Consider the following 19,929-nt stretch of genomic DNA (forward strand, 5'->3'; position numbering starts at 1 on the left):
TGATGCTGAATTTGAAATAAAAAAGCAGCAAAAGCATGAAGCCCTTGCTGCGCGGGATAACAGTTTGATAAATCAATCTGTTTCCTAAATTATTAAAGAAAAAACTTGTTTTTTGACACAGTACCTATGAACCGTACGGGAGCAAACTACCGTTTGCTTTCCGCCAAGCACATAGCGAAATCTTTTGGTTTTGTTTTTTCTTTTTTTGTGTCAAAGCGAAATCCCAAAGATTTGGCGGACTTTGTTAAAAAACTCTAGGCTTTGGGTTAAACACTAAAACCCGTATTAATTATAGCCATTGTTGTAACCAGTGTTATTATTCCCAATATAAGCTACTCATTAATTCTTCTTCCATCTCTTGATAGTTTTGAATAATAAATGTTTGCTCATTGAAGAAGTTTATTATTTTATCCATAACATCCTTAAAGTTTACAACATCAAAATATGGTTTTTCTAAGCTTCTATTTTCAAAATCATTTTTATTTATTGGATATCTAAATTTCATTGATTTTGAGTCTTTTTGGTTAAACTCAGTTATTAGTTTTTCTATGTTATCTAATATTGTTTGCTCAATTGAATTGTCAATTTTAGCTAACACGTCATTTCTATATTGTCTCCAAAGTCTTAATAATCCGTGTTCATTTGTTGGGAATTCACGTTCTTCACCTAAATATGATTTTCCAATGAATATCAGCTCTTTAAGTTTTAACTCAATATAATGTCTGTAATTAAAAACTAATGGAAATAGAATCCAGTTTTCATAATATTGGTTTTCTATACAAAACTCATATAATACATTTCCAGCTTCTTTATATCCTTCAGAGTATAATCGTAAATTATTTTCAGTATTATTCTCTATTGAAGTTGGTCTTTGTTCTACCTCACTTTTAAATAATTTATCGGCATCAGTTATTCTCATTTATACTTTCTTTGCGCATTGGTTACAACGTCTAATGTATGATCTGTACGGCTTTGAAATCCGTAGGATTTCCCGCCGTACGATAACATTCTAAATATACGTAGATTTTCCGACGGAAAATCGGACAGTATAGATTATACATTTTGTTAGCAAACGTGTTGCAGCGCAAACCTTTGCCTGGTCGCAGATCACTGATAGATTTCCCGAACTCTTTTAAAATGGTTTCTTTTTTTAAGTCCGTCGAAACCAAATAGAGAAGGATTTATGTATATCATTTTTATGCAGGCTTATCCAAGAAATTGACAAGTCCGTCCACGCAACAGTTGCGTCTGAGTAAAGTCCGTCCGAGCGAGAACTTTGGCAAGGTATTTTTTTAATTAAATATCTGAAGTTTGAGAAAGTAACAAGCCTAAAGAAACCATTTTAAAAATACTGATTTGCCCGAACAAAACTCTTATTTTTTAAATTTTCAGGCTAATTGCGGAACGATTGGATTTTAATGGCAATATGTTTGCTAACAATTGTATATGTGCACAATTGCACATATTTCTATTATATCGGTAATTTAAAAAAAATAAAAAAGAGAAAAAGATTATTACTTTATCAAGTTAATTTCGGCAATGCTTTTAATTCGGTTTCGCTCTAAGAAAGCATCAATCGTTTCAAAATGTTCGATAACGCGTTGCTCTTTAAATTCAAATACTTTTTGAGACAGACCTTGTAAAAAATCTCGATCGTGAGAAACAAGAATAAGTGTACCATCGTATGTAGATAGCGCTTCTTTCAATACATCTTTTGATTTAAGATCTAGGTGATTTGTAGGCTCATCCAATATTAATAGGTTTACAGGTTCTAACAGTAATTTCACCATGGCTAAACGGGTTTTTTCCCCACCGGATAGCATACTTACTTTTTTATCGATATCATCACCGCTGAACATAAATCTGCCCAATATATTCTTGATCTGATTTCGAATATCGCCAAAGGCGACTTCATCTACCGTTTGAAAAATTGTAAGGTCTGGGTCTAATAATGATGCTTGGTTCTGTGCAAAATAGCCCACTTTTACATTGTGCCCCAATTGGCAAGTGCCTTCCACGGGTATTTCATTTAAAATAGCCTTTATCATGGTAGATTTACCTTCACCGTTTCTACCTACAAAAGAGACTTTTTCTCCTCTGGAGATGGACATATTTGCATTTTTGAATACCACATGCCCATCATAGGATTTAGACACATCTTTTACTGTTACTGGGTAGTCACCAGAACGCGGCGCTGGTGGAAAACGAAGCTTTAACGATGAAGTATCTATTTCGTCAATTTCAATAATTTCCAACTTTTCAAGCATTCGCTCTCTAGAGTTTACCTGGTTGGTTTTGGAATAGGTGCCTTTAAATCGTTCAATAAATGCCATATTATCGGCAATGAACTTTTGTTGTTCTTGGTAAGCTTTGATTTGGTGTGCCCTACGGTCTTCACGTAATTGCAGATAGTGTGAGTAGTTTGCCTTATAGTCATAAATACGCCCCATGGTGACTTCTATGGTGCGGTTGGTAATGTTATCTATAAAAGCCCTGTCATGCGAAATGACCATAACCGCATTGGCTTTGTTCAATAAAAAATCTTCTAGCCAAATAACCGATTCTATATCAATATGGTTAGTGGGCTCATCTAACAGAATTAAATCTGGTTTCTGTAACAGAATTTTGGCCAGTTCTATACGCATGCGCCAACCACCGCTAAATTCATTGGTCTGCCTTGTAAAATCTTCTTGTTTAAAGCCTAATCCCTTTAATGCTTTTTCTACTTCAGCATCATAGTTTACATCTTCTAAAGCATAGTATTTTTCACCAATATCGGATACCTTTTCAATAATGCCCATATAGGCATCACTTTCATAATCCGTTCTTGTTTCCAGCTCTTTGTTCAGCTTTTCCATTTCATCACGCATATCAAAAACATGCTTAAATGCTTTTGCGGCTTCTTCAAAAACGGTGCAATCATCTTCGGTAAGTAGGTGTTGGGGCAGGTAGGCAATTACCGCATCTTTGGGCACACGAACATTACCTCGAGTTCCGTTCTGTTCCCCGGCAATAATTTTCATCATGGTAGATTTTCCGGCTCCGTTCTTACCCATAAGGGCAATTTTATCGGTCGGATTTATTACAAATGATACATCGCTAAAAAGGGTAGTGCCACTAAATTCAACGGCTAAATTGTCTACTGAGATCATGCTATAAATTTAAAATGCAAAACTAGTAATAAGATATGGTGCTTTTTACTAACCGCATTAAAAACTTATAGCAGATCAATGCCAGATATTATTGTCTGAGACGGATTCTCTATGTGCTTTTTTTATTGCTTAACCAGTTGTAAATTAAAAGTACAACGGCAAGTACAAGCAATAGGTGTATAAGTGCCCCAAGAATTTTAAATACTACAAAGCCCAAAATCCACCCTATAATCAGGGCCACAATAATAAAATATATGATATTCTTCATCCTTATTTTTTTGTTGGCCAGTTCATTATTTCCGTATGGATTTCTTCGGTAGATTTCTGTCTTCTTTTAGCAATTTTGGCTATTAGTGCACCAAGACTGTCCGGTTCATTGTTGGCATCTAAATCTTCCGTTTCAGGAAAATTTGCCAAGTATTCATCTTTTACCGCCATCCATTGCTTTTCTATATGTATATCATATGTAGCAGTGGCTACGCCGCCATTATTTACGGGTTTACCAACTTCTTTCTGTGTATTGCCATGATCAGCTATATTTTGATGTTGGGGTACGTTATTCTGTAATCCGCCTGTAGAACGTGATTTATCTTTACTCTTATCTTCTGTAATCATCGTTATAATTTTATGTATTCATTAAAGTAGCAACAAGGTAGTGAGACACAACATTTCAGCGTTGCTCTAATATTACTTTAATTGACGGGATAAAATTTGATGATAAGAATAACGGTCAATGTTGATTTAGATGCTAAACCGACAAAGCCTTCTTTTTAATTTTGAACATTTTCGCTGCAGAGGTATAGCCACCTTCAGTACCATCTACAAAGTGGGAGTGGCTAGTTCTACGATCAAGAACATAACAAGACATAACCGATGCATGGGTAACGTGAATACCGTAAATTAATTTATTCTCTTTTTCCATGCCATCTAAAAAGTTAATAAACCGATCAATATTGTGCTGTTCTGCAGTAAATACGGTATTGACCATGCCGTCTAACATAAAGGTGTGCGACAGTTGTTCTATTTGGTTCAGGTATTGTTTTCCGCTACTTGTAAGATTCAAATAAATTCTGCCAAAGTTGGTTTTTAACCAGCTTTTAAAAAAGTAGATCCAGCTAGTGGAGGTTAGTTTAATTTTCATTTCTTCCCACACTTTGGTAGGGTTGGGGTCTAATTTAAGATTGTTACTTTTTATGGGCTGTCTATTTTCAAAATTCCCGAATTCCTTGTCCATTTGTGCAAGTACATCTTTATACACAACACGTTGGTTATCTTCTGATGTAGCATCTAGCAATAGGCAAATTACCTTTGCTTGTTGTTGATCGGGTAGAATTTGATCCCAACGACATTCCATTCCTTCTAAATTCAAAAGTGTTTCATCAAATGATGTGGTTTCCTTCTCCTTGAAGGATGATTTGATCATGTCTTCGGCTACTTTTAATCCGTTCCCTAAAACAACGGGAATTGATAATTTTTCAGTCAGGCGGTGCTTGGCGATTTTTAACTGGATATTTTTCTCGATCAGATGACTAACGGGAATTTCACCTACACGAAGTACCAAATCAATTTTACTCTTGATATGTATGCTGTAATTATCGAGAACGCTTATGGTTTTTTGAAGTAATGATGACGGTACAATAAAGGTTGCACCATCACCACCAAAGAAATACGGAATTTCATTGCCTCCCTTTGCTTTTCTAAGCGTATTGAGTACGGAGATAATAGCACCTGTAGCCGTTAAATTCACCTGATGGTGATTACCATTATTTACCGCATTGGTAGAATTTAAGATGTCTACAACGACAACGTGCCATGATTTTGGCACATCTACAAAATAGGTGTCATCTTCCAAAAGTTCAATGAGTGTACCTTTAAAGGGGCGAAGATTTTTATAGAATTGTTTGTCTGCCATTAACCTTGTGTAACCTACAATGAGAAATTATTAATGTTGCGGTGGAGTGCCGGCCCCAACCGTAGCTTCTTTAAACCAAACCTCTGTATAACAGCCGTTTTCGTATTGTTTTTTGATATCGCCGTTATAGGTTTCCGACCCGGTATGCCAAACAATATTTTCTTCTGGGTCTTTGCCGTTGGTCTGGTTATAGGCACCTTGCTTAAAATTTTGTAATTCGCCGGCATATGCACTATCTCTTTCTACACCATCGCGACCTATGGCAGCATATAGTGTCAATATTTGTTCAGGAATATCAGATGATGTTCCGAAATCGGTCTGTATCAAACTTTTGGCGAATTGTTTAGTTTTATGGCCATCGCTTTTAAATGTCAAATACATGATGCCTTTATAAACATTGATTTCATAGCTGAACTCCTCGCCCAATTCAATTCCGTCTTCCGGTTCGGTCGGGTAGGTGTTAGGGGTATCACCAACGACCGACATATCGTAGCCCCAAACTGCAGTAGAATAATCCCATCGTTTAGAATTGTCGCCTTTAGTGTTGATCTCATAGTTCCAAAAAACAGAACCTTTAGTATGACCTGGAAATTTTTTGTAAAAGATTTTTAGCGGTTCGTTCTCATGACCTTCCGTACCATGAATTTGACCTATAACCACAGAATAGGACGCCGCAACCCTGGCATCACCAGAAGTAGAAACATGCTTCACTTTTAAGGTGCCGGTTAGTTTACCGCCTGTATCTGGTTTCCATTCTTCTTTTTGGCCCAACTCTGTTCTTGTGTTGCTCGATGTTCTAGAAGTAACAACAGAATTTGGTGCTTTATAAACGACCCAATTAGTATTGTTTTCATTTTCCACATAAAAGAAATCTTTATGCTCAACATCGGTTAAGTCGTTAAAACTTTTACCATCACCACAGAGAATTTTAAATTCATCCATGAATGGAATAACATCACTAGGGTATACGGTTTTTTCCTTTTCTGTAACCGCAGTTTTTTTTGCCTTGTTTTTACAAGATAAAACCGAAATTCCCATGGTAATAATTGCCAATGTGGTTAAATAATAATTGTTGCGTAAAATCATTCTAATTGTTGTTTAGTTCACTTTTTTAAATATACATAGACCAACTGTCATTTTTGGTAATGTCACCTAATTTCAAGTAAAACAGTTAAATATATGCTTAAATGGAATAAGCATTATGGGTATGCTTCGTTAATTTTGACATACGTTTAGTTTAAAGTAAGTTCAACTGTATGCGTTTGTTAATGGTTAGTGTAAATAGTATATAGTTGGGAAAAGGTCTCTAATTTCAGAGGCCTTTTTTATGCCTTACTGTTTTCATCTTGTAATAGCGCATTTGAACGTAAAATTTAATTATACCTACTTTTACAACCTTATATTTGAAGTCTATTTAATACAACTATTTCATGAGCGCTGTGTTTTTGGTAATTGATGATGATTTGGTTTCACAGTTTACGGCAAGATATGCTGTTGAACAATGTGGTGAAGATTCACAAATTTATGTCTGTGAAAGTGCTATTGAAGCTTTAGATCTGTTGTCCCAATTAAGAAAGGAAGACAAACCTATACCAGATTATATTTTATTAGATCTTGTGATGCCAGAAATGAATGGATGGGAGTTTATTGACCAACTACAGCATTACAATGCAAATATTAATGCTACTAAGGTGTTTGTCATGTCGGCGTTTACAAACTCAAAGGATAGGGAAAAGGCTAAGCAACATCAATTTATAGAGGGTTATTATGAAAAGCCTGTATCTAGAAACATGATTCAAAATATGATAAGGTAGTAGTTAAAGTTAGTAACTACAGTTTTCTATACTTTTTACTTTTTAGAATTTTTAAGTATTAGAATCAGTTTCAAAAGATTTTCAGCAAACTTTTCTGCATACAAATCAAGATCGGTTATTAGCTCAACCTCTTTTAATTGAAGAAGTCTTTTTTGAAATTGAGATGAAATAAAGTTATCATCGAATCTGATTTTTGAAATTGATTCCTTCAAATAGGTATAGGCTTCAAAAGCATTTCCTCTAGTGTAATAATCTTTTTGAAACTTTTGAAGTACCCTTAAGATTTCGTTCAGCTCGTCTGTTGCCATCATAATTATAATTATTTAATGGGAACCTATTTTAATAATAACGTTCAAATCTAAATGTAAGTATTTTACTACATAAATTTATTTTTATTTTTCATTTTTTTATACCAACGACACCTTTAGATCGTTCAACGAAATTTTATTCTTTTGAGTTATAATTCTATACGGATAGTATTCATTTTTAAAGGATTTCCTTATAATTTTGGAGGATATATTGATATCTCACTGAATAATGACAGCATTGAACATTTATATAGCAGATGATGACCATGAAGATCGAAGTTTTTTCATAGAAGCGTTAGATGATATACCCTTGAATACTGAGGTTACTCAATTTAACAATGGCGTAGATCTTATGGACAAGCTTTTTTCTGATGATTGCTTGCCACATGTAATCTTTCTTGACTTGTACATGCCCATCATGGACGGGTTTGAATGTTTAATGGATATTAGGAATTTTAAAAAATTCAACGATATATACGTTATAGCATATTCGGGAATTTATAGGGAACGGGAAGTAAATCAATTAAAAGATGATGGGGCAAACCAATTTTTAAAGAAATCATCTTCGTATAAAGAGTTAAAAAGGTTGTTGTTAGAATCTTTAAACAAAGTAAAAAAGTTCAAAAAGAAAGAAGTTGAAAACAACGAATTTATAATCCTTAAATAAGCTTAGAATTTAACTCGTTGCAATAAAGATCGTCCATAGTAGCCTTTAATTGTAAAAGCATTTTTTTAAAGGACATTTCTTTCGTTACAAAACGAGTGGCACCCATTTCTAAAATTTTACTCCGGTCTCTCTCAGAAGAAGACGTAGAATAAATTACGACAGGTATTTTACTTAACAGTGTATTTTTCTTTAAAACTGATAAACATTCAAACCCATTCATTATAGGCATGTTCAAATCTAAAAAAATGATTTTGGGTACAATACCGTTAGTAATGGTGGAGAGCAAATAGGTAACAAGCACTTCTCCGTTGTGAAAAAGTTTCATGTTAATACCAGGAAATATTTCATTCATGGCATCAGAAAAGAACATTCTGTCATCTTCATCGTCATCTGCGTAGGCTAAGGGGCTAAAAAAACTATAGTCTATCATAATAAATAATTTGTTAAAGCCTTGCAGCCCAATTTCTTATAAAGTTATCGTTTAAAATGTAGTTCTAATAACAATATCAAATAAACCTGTAACTGTTTTGCGCAGAAATATTTATGGAGTTGAATTTTTTTGCTCATCTTTCAGAGCAACCTGTTTTAGGGCTATTCCATGCATTCCCTATATTCTCTTATTTAAATTTTTATTGATGTATTTGGTTTAATAATAGATTAAACAACTTTTACATGCTATATGTAGACCATAATTTCGTCATTTTATTTATCCGAGTAAATAAAATGTTAAAAAAAAATTATCAAAATGGAAATTTAAGGGCGTCTTGATTAGGAATGACAAATTTTAGATACTATATTATTAGTGAAATGCCATAAATCATTAAATTTTTCTCAAGAATGTCTATAAAACTTAAATTGATTGCTTAGAATAGAAAGGAATTGTTGATAATTCCATTAAATTCTTTACTAGATGCAAAAACGTAATAAACATGGTTTAGCTGTAAATTCCGATTTTGGAATGGATTCAGCGTCTGAAAAGATTCCGAAATCAGGAAATCAAAAAGTTTTTGTTGTCAAGAATACTGAGACGGTAATCTGGAAAAAACTAATTGATGGTGATGAGTCTGCACTTGGTGATTTATACAATATATATGTAGACTGTTTATTTAGCTATGGTATAAATTGTACTAAAGACAGAACGTATGTTATGGATTGTATTCATGACCTATTCGTTGATTTGTATAAGTACAGAGAAAACTTATCAATGACAGATAATGTAAAGTACTATCTGTTCAGAAGTTTAAAGAGAAAAATTAATCGAAAATACGCGACTAAAACAATTTCGGTTACAGAAGAATATCAATATTCTTTAAATGAACAAACAAGAAATTATACTACTTCTTGTGAAGAAGAAATCATTAAAAAAGAAAGGCTCACCGAAAAGCGAATGGTTTTAGCAAATGCGTTGGAGTCATTAACTAAAAAACAAAGAAGAGGTCTTTTCCTAAGATTTAACCAAGATAAGAGTTACGAAGAAATTTCTGAAATTATGGAAGTTTCTGTACAGACCGCTAGAACTATAGTTTATAGGGCTTTGAAAGCTTTAAGATAATTGTTTGTAATAATTTTCTCGTAATAACTGTCTATATAATTACATTTTCTTACTTATTATTTTAGAGTGCTATGATAAGGTTTTCAAAGAAACCAAATCATTAAATCAATACTTAACTATGGAAAAAATAAATCCTAAAAATATCAATTTTTCATCTATGACTGAAGAGGAGACTTCAGCATTGAAAAAAAGGATTTTCAATACAGTACACCAAAAGAAAACTAAGAAAAGAAATTTTTGGTTTTCTGGCTTAGCGGCAGCTTGTTTAATAGGTTGTATAGGCTTAACCTTTTATTATTACAACATCGTTAATGTTGAAAGTTCAATAACAGATTTCGTTAATTCTACCGATGCCGATAATGACAGCCTTAAAGAAGGTGAAGTTGTACTTACTTTAGGAGAAGGCAATAGTTTAAAGATTAAAGAAGATGTTGCATCTGTAAATTATTCTAACACTGGTGAAAATGTAACTATTGGCGCAGATGAAGTAGTGAACCAAAAGGCAACCAAAAATAAAAAGGCAGTATTCAATACGCTATCGGTGCCATATGGTAAGCGTTCAAACCTTACGCTTTCAGATGGTACGAAAGTGTGGCTTAATTCAGGTTCTAAATTGGTATATCCCATTGCTTTTAATGGAGATAAAAGAGAGGTATATATTGTTGGTGAAGCAATTTTTGATGTAACACATAACGAAAAGAAACCTTTTCATGTTATTTCAGATTATCAAGTAGTAGAGGTTTTAGGAACTGTTTTTGGAGTCACCAATTATCCCGATGAAAATGCAACCAATACCATATTAAAAAGTGGTAGTGTTCAAATTAGCTTTAAAGATATAAACCAAGCTTCATCCCATACCGACAAAATGAAGATAACACCTGGTACTAAAGCAAGTTTTGATAAGAATAGCAAAAGTATTGTTTCTGAAAAAGTGAATGTAGACAATTACTTTTCTTGGAAAGAAGGTGTTCTGATTTTTAAGAACAATGACCTTCAATTTATCTTAAAACGTATTTCTCGTTATTACAATATTGATATCATTATTGACAATGAGAGTTTGGCTACCGAGACCTTTTCAGGTTACCTAGATTTAAACGAAGATATTCTTTCCGTAATAAATAGTATTAAGGAAAGTACCAATATGGAATACATACAAACCGAAAATCAAATATTAATCAAGTAATACCAAACGCCAATGAACTGAAAGCTTTTTTTTTTTGAAGTAGCAATAAATAAAAAAGCCAGAAGATGTTCCCGCATCTTCCGGCAATTAATTTCAATATTGCTGTTTTGCAGCAACATTAAATAACCAATACAAAAATATGAAAAATATCATACCAGTCGGAATTCTAACGATTATGAGAATATTTCTACTATTTATCGGAATAGGACTTTCATCAGTTTACGCTAATACTGTATTTGCTCAACAGAAAATACAGGTAGATGTAAAGAATATCTCTGTCGAAGAATTTTTCGAAAAAATTCAGAACACAAGTAACTATGTCTTTTTTTATAAGGATAATGTTATAAATACAGATAAAAAGATTTCGGTTAAACTGAAAGATGCCAAAATGAAAACCGTTTTGGAAAAAGCTTTCTCTAATACCGATCTAACGTATAAAATTATTGGCAATCAAGTAATTGTCAAGAAAATGCCCCCAAGTTCCCCCAATAATTCTTTATCAGAATTAAAGACCGTTGTTCAAAATACAATTACAGGTACTGTTACCGATGCCACCGGAGAACCTTTACCAGGTGTAAATGTTTTGGTTAAAGGTACTACCGCGGGTACACAATCAGATTTTGATGGTAACTATACCATCGATGTTACTGACGGTACTACATTGGTCTTTTCTTATATAGGTATGCTTACAAAAGAAGTATCTATAGATAATAGATCGGTAGTAAATGTTGTATTGCAAGAAGATGTAGCTTCGTTAGATGAAGTAGTCGTTGTGGCATATGGAACATCTACCAAAGAATCTATTACAGGTTCTGTAGGTGTTGTAAAAAGTGAGGAGTTAGAACAAGTGCCCGTATCAACTTTTGAGCAAACATTAAGAGGTAGTACGGCAGGTCTACAGGCGAGTGCGGTAGATGGTGCCCCAGGTGGAAATACACAAGTTAGAATTAGGGGTATAGGTTCAATATCTGCTTCAAGTGAGCCATTATACGTAATTGATGGTATTCCTGTACAGAACGGAAGTATCGGTACCATAGATAACGGTGGTAGTAGTACCAATGTTATGGCATCGATAAATCCTAATGATATTGCATCTATTTCAGTTTTAAAAGATGCAGCTTCTACAGCAATCTATGGGTCTAGAGGTGCAAACGGTGTTATTTTAATTACCACAAAGTCTGGTAGTTCAGGTAAAGCTAAAATTACCCTGAAAACGCTTACCGGTTTCAACTCACAGGCATACAACAATATCTTAAAACCATTGAATGCAGCTGAGTATACAGAACTTTTTCTTGAAGGTTATGTAAACCTTGGAGATACTCCAGAAGAGGCTCAGGCGAGATTTGATGCTACTTTTCAGCAACTGATCGATCCGTCTACTGGTGAACCTACAGATACCAATTGGTTAGATGCAATAACTAGAACGGGAATTACCCAAAGTTATGACCTAAGTGCTAGTGGGGGTACCGACAATTTGAAGTATTTTTTCTCAGGAGCATACTATGATCAAGAAAACTATATTATTGGATCTGGTTTTAAAAGATTGAGTGCCCGTAGTAATATTGAATTTAAAGCGACGGATTACTTAACGGTGTCAAACAACATATCTGTTTCTAACAGTACAACTAATACGTTCTTTGATGGTGGTTCTTTTAACAACCCGTTTAAAAACTCTTTAGAGTTGTCGCCATTAATACCGATTTACGATGAAGAAGGTCGTTATAATGGAGAGCATGCCGATTATTTTCCTTTAGGAGGTGCTAACCCGGTTGGTTCTTTAAGTGGTGATGACCTATGGGAAAATAAGCAGTTTAGGGTGATCGATAATTTTGCGGTTTCTATTAAACCAATAAGAAATTTGACATTACGTTCGCAGCTGAATTTTGACTTATTAAGCTTAAATGAATCTCAATATCAAAACCCAAGATATGGAGGAGGAAGAAACTCTGGTGGAATTGGGTATGAGGCAGATACCTCGGTTAAAACATTTGTAGGAACCCAAACTGCAGATTATAATTTTAACTTGGGTAATGACCATAATTTTAATGTTCTAGGTGGCTTTGAAGCTCAAGAAACGGTGAGTGAATCTTTTAGTGCTTCTGGTACACAGTTTCCTAATCAAAGTTTAAGAACGCTAAATAGTGCCTCGGCAGAATTTTCTATAAGTGGATCAAAATCTGAATATACGTTCGTTTCTGCCTTTTCTAGAGCAAACTATAACTATGACAGTAAATATTTTCTATCTGCTAGTTTAAGAAGAGACGGTTCGTCTAGATTCGGAGCAGATAACAGATGGGGTACTTTTTATTCATTTGGTGGTAGCTGGGTTGCCAGTAGAGAATCGTTTTTAGAAGATGCTGATTTTTTAGATCTACTTAAAGTTAGAAGTTCATGGGGTGTTACAGGTAATGCCGCTATTGGTAATTTTCCATCACAAGGGCTTTATGTATATGGTCAAGATTATGACGGTGATCCCGGTGGTAGTCCAAGCCAAATTGCTAACCCTGATCTAACTTGGGAGAGTCAGCAGAATTTTAACGTAGGTGTAGATTTTGGAATATTTTCAAAAATAAGCGGTACGTTAGAATATTTTGAACGTACTTCTTCGGATCTAATTTTAAATGTACCAATTACCTTAACCTCTGGTTTCTCTTCATTGACCCAAAACTTTGGTGAAATGAAAAACTCAGGTTTTGAAATTTCAATGAATGCAGATATCATTAGCAATGATAATTTTAATTGGAATGTTGGGTTCAATACCACCTTTTTAAAGAATGAAATTACTGAACTTACAGATGACTTTACAGATGGTGCGTATAGAAGGCAAGAAGGTGAAGACTTTCAATCGTTTTATTTATACGGCTGGGCAGGTGTAAACCAAGAAAATGGGGAACCACAATGGTATACCGATGCAACAAAGACAACGATAACCAATGATATTAGTGAAGCCGAACGCTTTTTAGATGATAAATCTGCTACTCCAGAGTTTTTTGGTGGTTTCAATACCATGGTTTCTTATAAGGATTTTAGTCTAAGTGCCAACTTTATCTATTCTTATGGCAATTATATTTTTGATTCTAGGGCAAGAGGTACTTTAGGTGATGGTAGACTTACACCAAGAAGTACGGCCGACTTTATTTATGATAATAGGTGGCAACCTGGTTCAACAGATGCCTTAGTGCCTCAGTTTGTTTGGGGTGGTCGTAACGGTAGTAATGAAGCAAACCAATCAAGATGGTTGTATGACGGTAGTTATATTCGTTTAAGGGATTTAACGGTTGCCTACAATTTCAACGAAGATATTACTTCGCTGTTAGGCTTGAATTCAATGCGATTGTATGCTAGGGGAACGAATATTCTAACTTTTGTAAAAGAGGATATCCTATACATTGATCCAGAGCAAGGAATTAATGGTAGTTACACAGGGCAGACACCTGCAGTGAAAACTATTTCCATTGGTTTAGATATTCAACTTTAAATGATGAAACACATGAAAACATATAAAATATTCATATTAGCGATATTGGCTGGACTCGTATTCTCCTGTTCAGACTCTTTTTTAGAACTTACTCCGCAACAATCTGTTGCGGATACTGACGCCTTGTTAGACCTTGATGGTTATGAATCTTCTATTACCGGTATTTACAACAAACTATCCGGTTCAGAATACTATGGGCGGTACATGATTATGATACCAGATGTATTGGCAGATGACGTTAAACAAAATAGTCAGGCAAATAGAATTGTAGATTATGCTGAGCATATTCAAAGAGTATCAGATGGTCAGGCATTGGCTCTTTGGGGCAGTGCTTATGAAGGTATCAATGCAGCCAATGCCATTATAAATTCCGAGACAATTTTGGCAGATGCTGTTGTAGATGATCAAAATCACATTATTGGTGAGGCTTACGCGTTAAGAGGTCTTATATATTTTGATTTGGTACGCATGTTTGCTCAGCAGTATAATTACACTTCAGACGCCAGCCATTTAGGTGTACCTATTGTTTTAAATTTTGATTTAGAAAGCGAACCGGCTAGAAGTACCGTAGCAGAAGTGTACGAGCAGATTATTTCTGATATGACTACCGGTATATCTCTAATGAGCGATTCTTCTAGAAGTGGTAATTCAAATACCTTGTCTCCAACTGCTACAAGGGCATTATTGGCAAAGGTGTATTTGTTTAAGGAAGATTGGAACAATGCGGAAGCTATGGCTACTAGTGTTATAGAGTCAGGAGATTACAGTTTGATCTCTAATGATAATTATTATGACCTATGGACTACTGACAATAGCTCTGAATCAATTTTTGAAATATCTATGACCGAAACGGACAATGTTGGCGGTAATGGTATCGCAGGACTGTATTTACAAGCTGGTTATGGAGATTACCTTCCTTCAAATGATGTAGTTGATCTTTATACAGAAAATGATGCGCGTTTAAGCACTTTTGAAGTTGATCCCTTGTTAACTGGAGAATTTGCTCCGTACAGAATGATCAAATATGCGGACATCAATGGATTTGATAACGTGAAAATTGTAAGACTTGCTGAAATGTACTTGATACGTGCAGAGGCAAGAGCTGAAATTGGTACTGATATAGCAGGAGCACAAGATGATTTGGATATGGTACGTCAACGTGCAGTGGCAGATGAGCCGGATAATTCAGATACTGGTGATGCCCTAAAAGATGCAATATTTTTAGAAAGAAGGTTAGAATTAGCCTTTGAAGGGCATCGATTATGGGATTTGATGCGTAATCAAATGGATATTGTTAGAACCAACTGTACCGCACAAACGTGTTTAATTCCTTACGGAGCAGATACTGTGATTATGCCAATACCACAAGATGAGACAGATGTCAATCCTAATATTGAGCAGAATCCCGGGTATTAATTTACCGGATAATTTGTTTGTTAGCTTTAGAACACATTGAGAGACTTTAATGTTTCTCTCAATGTGTACTTATCTATAATTAATTAGGATTTTTTTACTTTAAAAATCAAGAAATATATGGACACACAACGTAGAAATCTTGCGAAATTATTTTCGTTAGGTACTATCTTTCCTGGTCAAGCTGCCTATTCGTTAAATTCCATTTTAGAATCTATTGATATGGATTCAAACGAAGAATTAACTGATCAATTGGTGAAAAACCTTGGGGAAAAAGGAATAGAAAAATTATACAAAAATGCTATCGTAAATGATGGCTTGATCATTTCACGAAATTGGAATCAAGATTCGTTCAAAGCACTTGCAGAATCTGGTTATACCGGTTTCAATGCCTCTGTAGATTCGGGAAATTTAGAGAAGGGACTTAAAAACTTACATAATTGGCAAACCATCATCAAAGAAAATCCAGATCGATTGATTTTGGGTACAAGTGCCGATGATTATAATAGAGCCAAAAAAGAAGGTAAAGTAGTAGTAATGCTTGGTTTTCAAAATTCAACTATGCTCGGTAGATCAATCAAGAATTTAGATAAGCTATATGAAGCCGGAATGCGTTGGATGCAGTTGACCTATAATCAACGTAACTATTTAGGAGATGGTAGTACAGAGCGTACCAATTGTGGTTTATCCGATTTTGGTATAGAGGTAGTAAACCGTATGAACGAGCTGGGTATTATGATAGATTTATCTCATTGTGGAGAGCAGACCACTAACGATGGTATAGCGTTCAGTAAATCGCCGGTTTCCATTAACCATTCTATGTGCGAGGCATTACATAAAAATCATCCACGTTCTAAAACAGATGAACAGATAAAGGCAATGGCAGATAAGGGAGGTATTATCGGTATTATCTGTTTAGGATATATGATCGGGCCTAACCTAGGTACAGATACCACATTGGAAACTTATGTAGATCACATTGATCATGCTGTTAAAATAGGGGGAATTGACCATGTAGGTTTGGCATCTGATTTTGCTATACAAGGTTTGGAAGCTACTGGTGCTACACGAGAAAATTGGTATGTACCAAGACTTACCAGATTTAAACCTTCATACAAAGTACAATGGCCACCATGGATCCCTGAACTAGATAAGCCAGATAGATATTTACAAGTAGCCAAAATCCTTGACAAAAGAGGATATAGTACTGGAGATATAGAGAAAATACTGGGTCAAAATTGGTTGAGATTTTATAAAGAAACATTAAAACCATAGTCCTAAGCATTCAAAAAAATACAGAATTATCAAACCAATCCTAAAGTATGAGAAGCTACCTAACTTTTTCGCTATTGTTCATAGTATTTATGAGTTGTTCTGAATCTCAAAAATCAGAAGATAATGCTACCGAGAAAATCAAGTACGATGTTGTATTTCGTGAAAACCTTGCTGGTAAATTTGAAAAATGGAGCTCGGGAGATAGTAGCTTCAAATACACTTATAACTATACGGATAGGGGACGCGGACCAGAGATTACAGAAAAGATTGTTTTAAATGACGACAACTATATTGTTTCTGAAAATATTACTGGTGTCAATTATTTAAAAGATTCCATTAGTGAAAATTTTAAAGGTTTAAATGGTTCTGCATCTTGGAAAAACCCTATGGGTGAAGATGAAGCGGAATTCGATGGTGATAAACTATATTTTAGACATGATGGTTCTCCTGCTGTTTATGAGATTTTAGCTCAACTTTTGGTCAATTCAGATAATAAGAAAGTTGATCTATATCCTAATGGAGAAGTAGAGTTGGTAGATAATTTTTCTATAACACTTTCAGATAGTACATCTGTAAACCTTGTAATGATCAAAGGTCTAGAAATGAATCCTAGATATATCTGGTTAAAAGATAACGCTATGATAGCCAGTATTTCTGGTAACCTTCATATTGTAAGAGAAGATTTCTCAGCATTAAGAAAAGAATTACAGTCGCTACAGAGCACTTATGAAGATGAGTATCTTTTTAAGATTTCCAAAAAGGTTTCCAATCAAATTGATAAGGTGCTTATTAAAAATGTAAATGTCTTTTCTAAAGATGGTTCAATTTTAGAAAACCAAGATGTTCTTGTTGATGGTAATATCATTGAATCAATAAAACCATCAATGGGAAAGGTGTTGAACGGAACAGCTCAAGTTATAGATGGAACGAATAAAACGCTTCTGCCCGGTATGTTCGATATGCATACGCATAATACTAAATTCAGGGGATTATTACACTTGGCAGGTGGTGTAACGTCTGTAAGGGATTTAGCTAACAATAAGCAATTAAAACAATTAAGCGCGCAGTTTGATAAAAATGAAATTATAGGTCCTAACATTGTAACCTTTTGTGGAATCATAGATGGTTCAGGTCCTTTTGCAAATCAGAGAAACGTAGTAGATAATTTAGAGGAAGGACTTGCTGAAATTCAGTCTTACAAAGATTTGGACTATGATCAAATTAAACTGTATAGTTCTATAAGACCAGAGTGGGTTAAACCTTTAGCTGCAAAAGCACATGAATTAAATATGCGGGTAAGCGGGCATATAACGGCATACATGACGGCATCACAGGCAATTGAACAAGGGTACAATGAAATTCAGCATATGAACATGTTGTTTTTAAATTTCATGACAGATACTATTGACACCCGAACTCCACTTCGTTTTACAATGGTGGCCAACCATGGGGTAGAATTAGATTTAAAATCAAAGGAATACTTAGATTTTGTTGAGTTATTGAAGTCCAAAGATATTCTTGTAGATGCTACTATGGCAATTTTTGAGAATATGTTCGTTTCCCAAAAAGGTGAGCCTAGTCCTACATATAGTACAATTATGAACAGGTTGCCACTTATAGAACAAAGAGCTTTTTACAGTGGCGGACTTCCAAAATCGGGTAGTAAAGTGGCACTTTATAAAGAGAGCTATCAAAACATGCTTAATGCGTTGTATGACATGCACCAAAGGGGTGTTTCTATAGTACCCGGTACAGATGGTTTACCTGGGTTTTTATATCATAGAGAATTAGAACTATACCAAAAAGCAGGTATACCTACTGTTGATATTCTAAAAATGGCAACCATCAATTCTGCAAAAATAACCGGTATGTCAGATACATTAGGGTCTATAGAAGAAGGTAAAAACGCAGATTTAATTCTCATAGATGGAAATCCTGTAAATAATATCAGTGATATAAGAAAAGTAGAATGGACTATAAAAGGTGGTAACCTCTATTTTGCTGAAGAGCTTTATAACAAAATGGGTATTAAACATTTCAAATAGCATATAAAATGAAAATAAAATTAATAGTTCTTTTTACTCTTGCCATTACAACGGCAAATGCACAGTCGTTGGAGTTTTTTACAAGTGGTAGACTAATACTTGGAACACATAAGGAAAGAACTGCTTCTATAGGAGTAGGAGATATCGATAATGATGGCGATGCAGATATTTTAGTGGCAAATGGTCGTCATTGGCCTGGTCAGAACAGGGTATTTGTAAATAATGGAAGAGGCGTTTTTACCGTATCTAGAGCGGTAGATTCAGAAAGCGAAACAAGTTATTCTACTGAATTGGCAGATTTTGATGGAGATGGCGATTTAGATATTGCCGTTGGTAATGATATGGCGCCCAATTTTCTTTTTCTAAATGATGGAAAAGGACATTTCACAAAAGCATCTAGTTTTGGTGAAGCGTATGCACCTACCAGAAATATTGTGGTTGCAGATATAGATCAAGATGGAGACAAAGATATTCTTATTACCAATAGAGGGAAAGAAAATGAAATATGTCTTAACAATGGTGATGGTACATTCTCAAAATCTATTGGCTTTGGTAACAAAGAAGATTCTACCATAGATGTTGAGGTTGCTGACATGAATGGGGACGGACATTTAGATCTAATCCTTGCCAATAGAGATGACCAGCCTAATTATGTGTACTTGAATGATGGCAATTTAAAATTTACTAAGAAAATACCATACGGAACAGGTAATGATATTACTCGTTCTGTGGCAATTTCAGATATAGATAAAGATGGTTTCTTAGATATTGTAACTGCAAATATTGGTGAGCCAAATGTTATCTATTTTGGAGATAAAAAGCAGCAGTATACCCGTAAAATGACCTTCGATGAAAGTTCTAGTAGATCTTATGCCATAGCTTTAGGAGACTTGGATAAAGATGGTGATATGGATATTATAATTGCCAATGTTAAATCATCTAACTCAGTTTTTATTAATAATGATAAGGGGACTAGCTGGGAAAAAATCGCTTTGGCAGACGAAAATTTCAATACATATGATGTAACCGTTTTTGACCTTAACGGTGATGGTAAATTAGATATCATAGAAAGTAATTCGGATGAAATAAACCGATATTACTTCAATAGGTTTACTCCGGAGTTTCCATAA

At 34.6% G+C, this 19,929-nt stretch carries 17 protein-coding genes; 9 read left to right on the forward strand and 8 right to left on the reverse strand.

Features of this window, described 5'->3' with window-relative positions; genetic code table 11:
- Positions 1-316: 316 nt before the first annotated feature.
- From DCS95_RS00005 to DCS95_RS00030, 6 genes are all read right to left on the reverse strand, one after another.
- The gene (locus DCS95_RS00005; RefSeq protein ID WP_116768814.1) at positions 317-919 is read right to left on the reverse strand and encodes a hypothetical protein; all 603 of its coding nucleotides are present in this window, start codon (positions 917-919) and stop codon (positions 317-319) included.
- A 595-nt stretch (positions 920-1,514) separates the two neighbouring features.
- On the reverse strand, positions 1,515-3,152 hold the full coding sequence (locus DCS95_RS00010; RefSeq protein ID WP_116768815.1) for an ABC-F family ATP-binding cassette domain-containing protein: 1,638 nt from the start codon (positions 3,150-3,152) through the stop codon (positions 1,515-1,517).
- A 109-nt stretch (positions 3,153-3,261) separates the two neighbouring features.
- Entirely contained in the window at positions 3,262-3,420 is a 159-nt protein-coding gene (locus DCS95_RS00015) for a lmo0937 family membrane protein (protein WP_116768816.1), read from the reverse strand.
- A 2-nt stretch (positions 3,421-3,422) separates the two neighbouring features.
- A complete protein-coding gene (locus tag DCS95_RS00020; RefSeq protein ID WP_116768817.1) occupies positions 3,423-3,767 on the reverse strand; it encodes a hypothetical protein in 345 nt (114 codons plus the stop codon).
- A 133-nt stretch (positions 3,768-3,900) separates the two neighbouring features.
- Positions 3,901-5,064: a DUF3095 family protein gene (locus DCS95_RS00025; protein WP_116768818.1), complete on the reverse strand. Its 1,164-nt coding sequence runs from the start codon at positions 5,062-5,064 to the stop codon at positions 3,901-3,903.
- A gap of 30 nt (positions 5,065-5,094) precedes the next feature.
- Positions 5,095-6,150: a polysaccharide lyase family 7 protein gene (locus tag DCS95_RS00030; protein WP_116768819.1), complete on the reverse strand. Its 1,056-nt coding sequence runs from the start codon at positions 6,148-6,150 to the stop codon at positions 5,095-5,097.
- A 344-nt stretch (positions 6,151-6,494) separates the two neighbouring features.
- On the opposite strand from DCS95_RS00030, the gene DCS95_RS00035 reads away from it, so the two are divergent.
- Positions 6,495-6,878, forward strand: a complete 384-nt coding sequence (locus DCS95_RS00035; protein WP_116768820.1) for a response regulator — start codon at positions 6,495-6,497, stop codon at positions 6,876-6,878.
- Between the two features lie 35 nt (positions 6,879-6,913).
- On the opposite strand, the gene DCS95_RS00040 is transcribed toward DCS95_RS00035, so the two are convergent.
- Positions 6,914-7,189: a hypothetical protein gene (locus DCS95_RS00040; protein ID WP_116768821.1), complete on the reverse strand. Its 276-nt coding sequence runs from the start codon at positions 7,187-7,189 to the stop codon at positions 6,914-6,916.
- 226 nt (positions 7,190-7,415) lie between these two features.
- On the opposite strand from DCS95_RS00040, the gene DCS95_RS00045 reads away from it, so the two are divergent.
- Positions 7,416-7,853, forward strand: a complete 438-nt coding sequence (locus tag DCS95_RS00045) for a response regulator (RefSeq protein WP_116768822.1) — start codon at positions 7,416-7,418, stop codon at positions 7,851-7,853.
- On the opposite strand, the gene DCS95_RS00050 is transcribed toward DCS95_RS00045, so the two are convergent.
- The gene (locus tag DCS95_RS00050) at positions 7,846-8,283 is read right to left on the reverse strand and encodes a response regulator (protein ID WP_116768823.1); all 438 of its coding nucleotides are present in this window, start codon (positions 8,281-8,283) and stop codon (positions 7,846-7,848) included. The two genes, DCS95_RS00045 and DCS95_RS00050, sit on opposite strands and share 8 nt — an antisense overlap.
- Before the next feature lie 480 nt (positions 8,284-8,763).
- Between DCS95_RS00050 and DCS95_RS00055 the strand changes: the two genes are divergently transcribed.
- The 7 genes from DCS95_RS00055 to DCS95_RS00085 all read left to right on the forward strand — a co-directional run bounded on the left by DCS95_RS00055 (position 8,764) and on the right by DCS95_RS00085 (position 19,929).
- Complete coding sequence (locus DCS95_RS00055) at positions 8,764-9,405, forward strand: RNA polymerase sigma factor (RefSeq protein ID WP_116768824.1); 642 nt, start codon at positions 8,764-8,766, stop codon at positions 9,403-9,405.
- A gap of 118 nt (positions 9,406-9,523) precedes the next feature.
- A complete protein-coding gene (locus tag DCS95_RS00060; RefSeq protein WP_116768825.1) occupies positions 9,524-10,588 on the forward strand; it encodes a FecR family protein in 1,065 nt (354 codons plus the stop codon).
- A 139-nt stretch (positions 10,589-10,727) separates the two neighbouring features.
- A complete protein-coding gene (locus DCS95_RS00065) occupies positions 10,728-14,066 on the forward strand; it encodes a TonB-dependent receptor (RefSeq protein WP_116768826.1) in 3,339 nt (1,112 codons plus the stop codon).
- Positions 14,067-14,078: 12 nt separating this feature from the next.
- Positions 14,079-15,482 (forward strand): RagB/SusD family nutrient uptake outer membrane protein, encoded by a 1,404-nt coding sequence (locus DCS95_RS00070; RefSeq protein WP_164674083.1) that lies wholly within the window; start codon positions 14,079-14,081, stop codon positions 15,480-15,482.
- Positions 15,483-15,599: 117 nt separating this feature from the next.
- A complete protein-coding gene (locus tag DCS95_RS00075; RefSeq protein WP_116768828.1) occupies positions 15,600-16,754 on the forward strand; it encodes a dipeptidase in 1,155 nt (384 codons plus the stop codon).
- A gap of 47 nt (positions 16,755-16,801) precedes the next feature.
- Positions 16,802-18,799 (forward strand): amidohydrolase family protein, encoded by a 1,998-nt coding sequence (locus DCS95_RS00080; RefSeq protein WP_116768829.1) that lies wholly within the window; start codon positions 16,802-16,804, stop codon positions 18,797-18,799.
- An 8-nt stretch (positions 18,800-18,807) separates the two neighbouring features.
- Positions 18,808-19,929: an FG-GAP repeat domain-containing protein gene (locus DCS95_RS00085; protein WP_116768830.1), complete on the forward strand. Its 1,122-nt coding sequence runs from the start codon at positions 18,808-18,810 to the stop codon at positions 19,927-19,929.

Source organism: Maribacter litoralis, from assembly GCF_003075045.1.
GTDB lineage: Bacteria > Bacteroidota > Bacteroidia > Flavobacteriales > Flavobacteriaceae > Maribacter > Maribacter litoralis.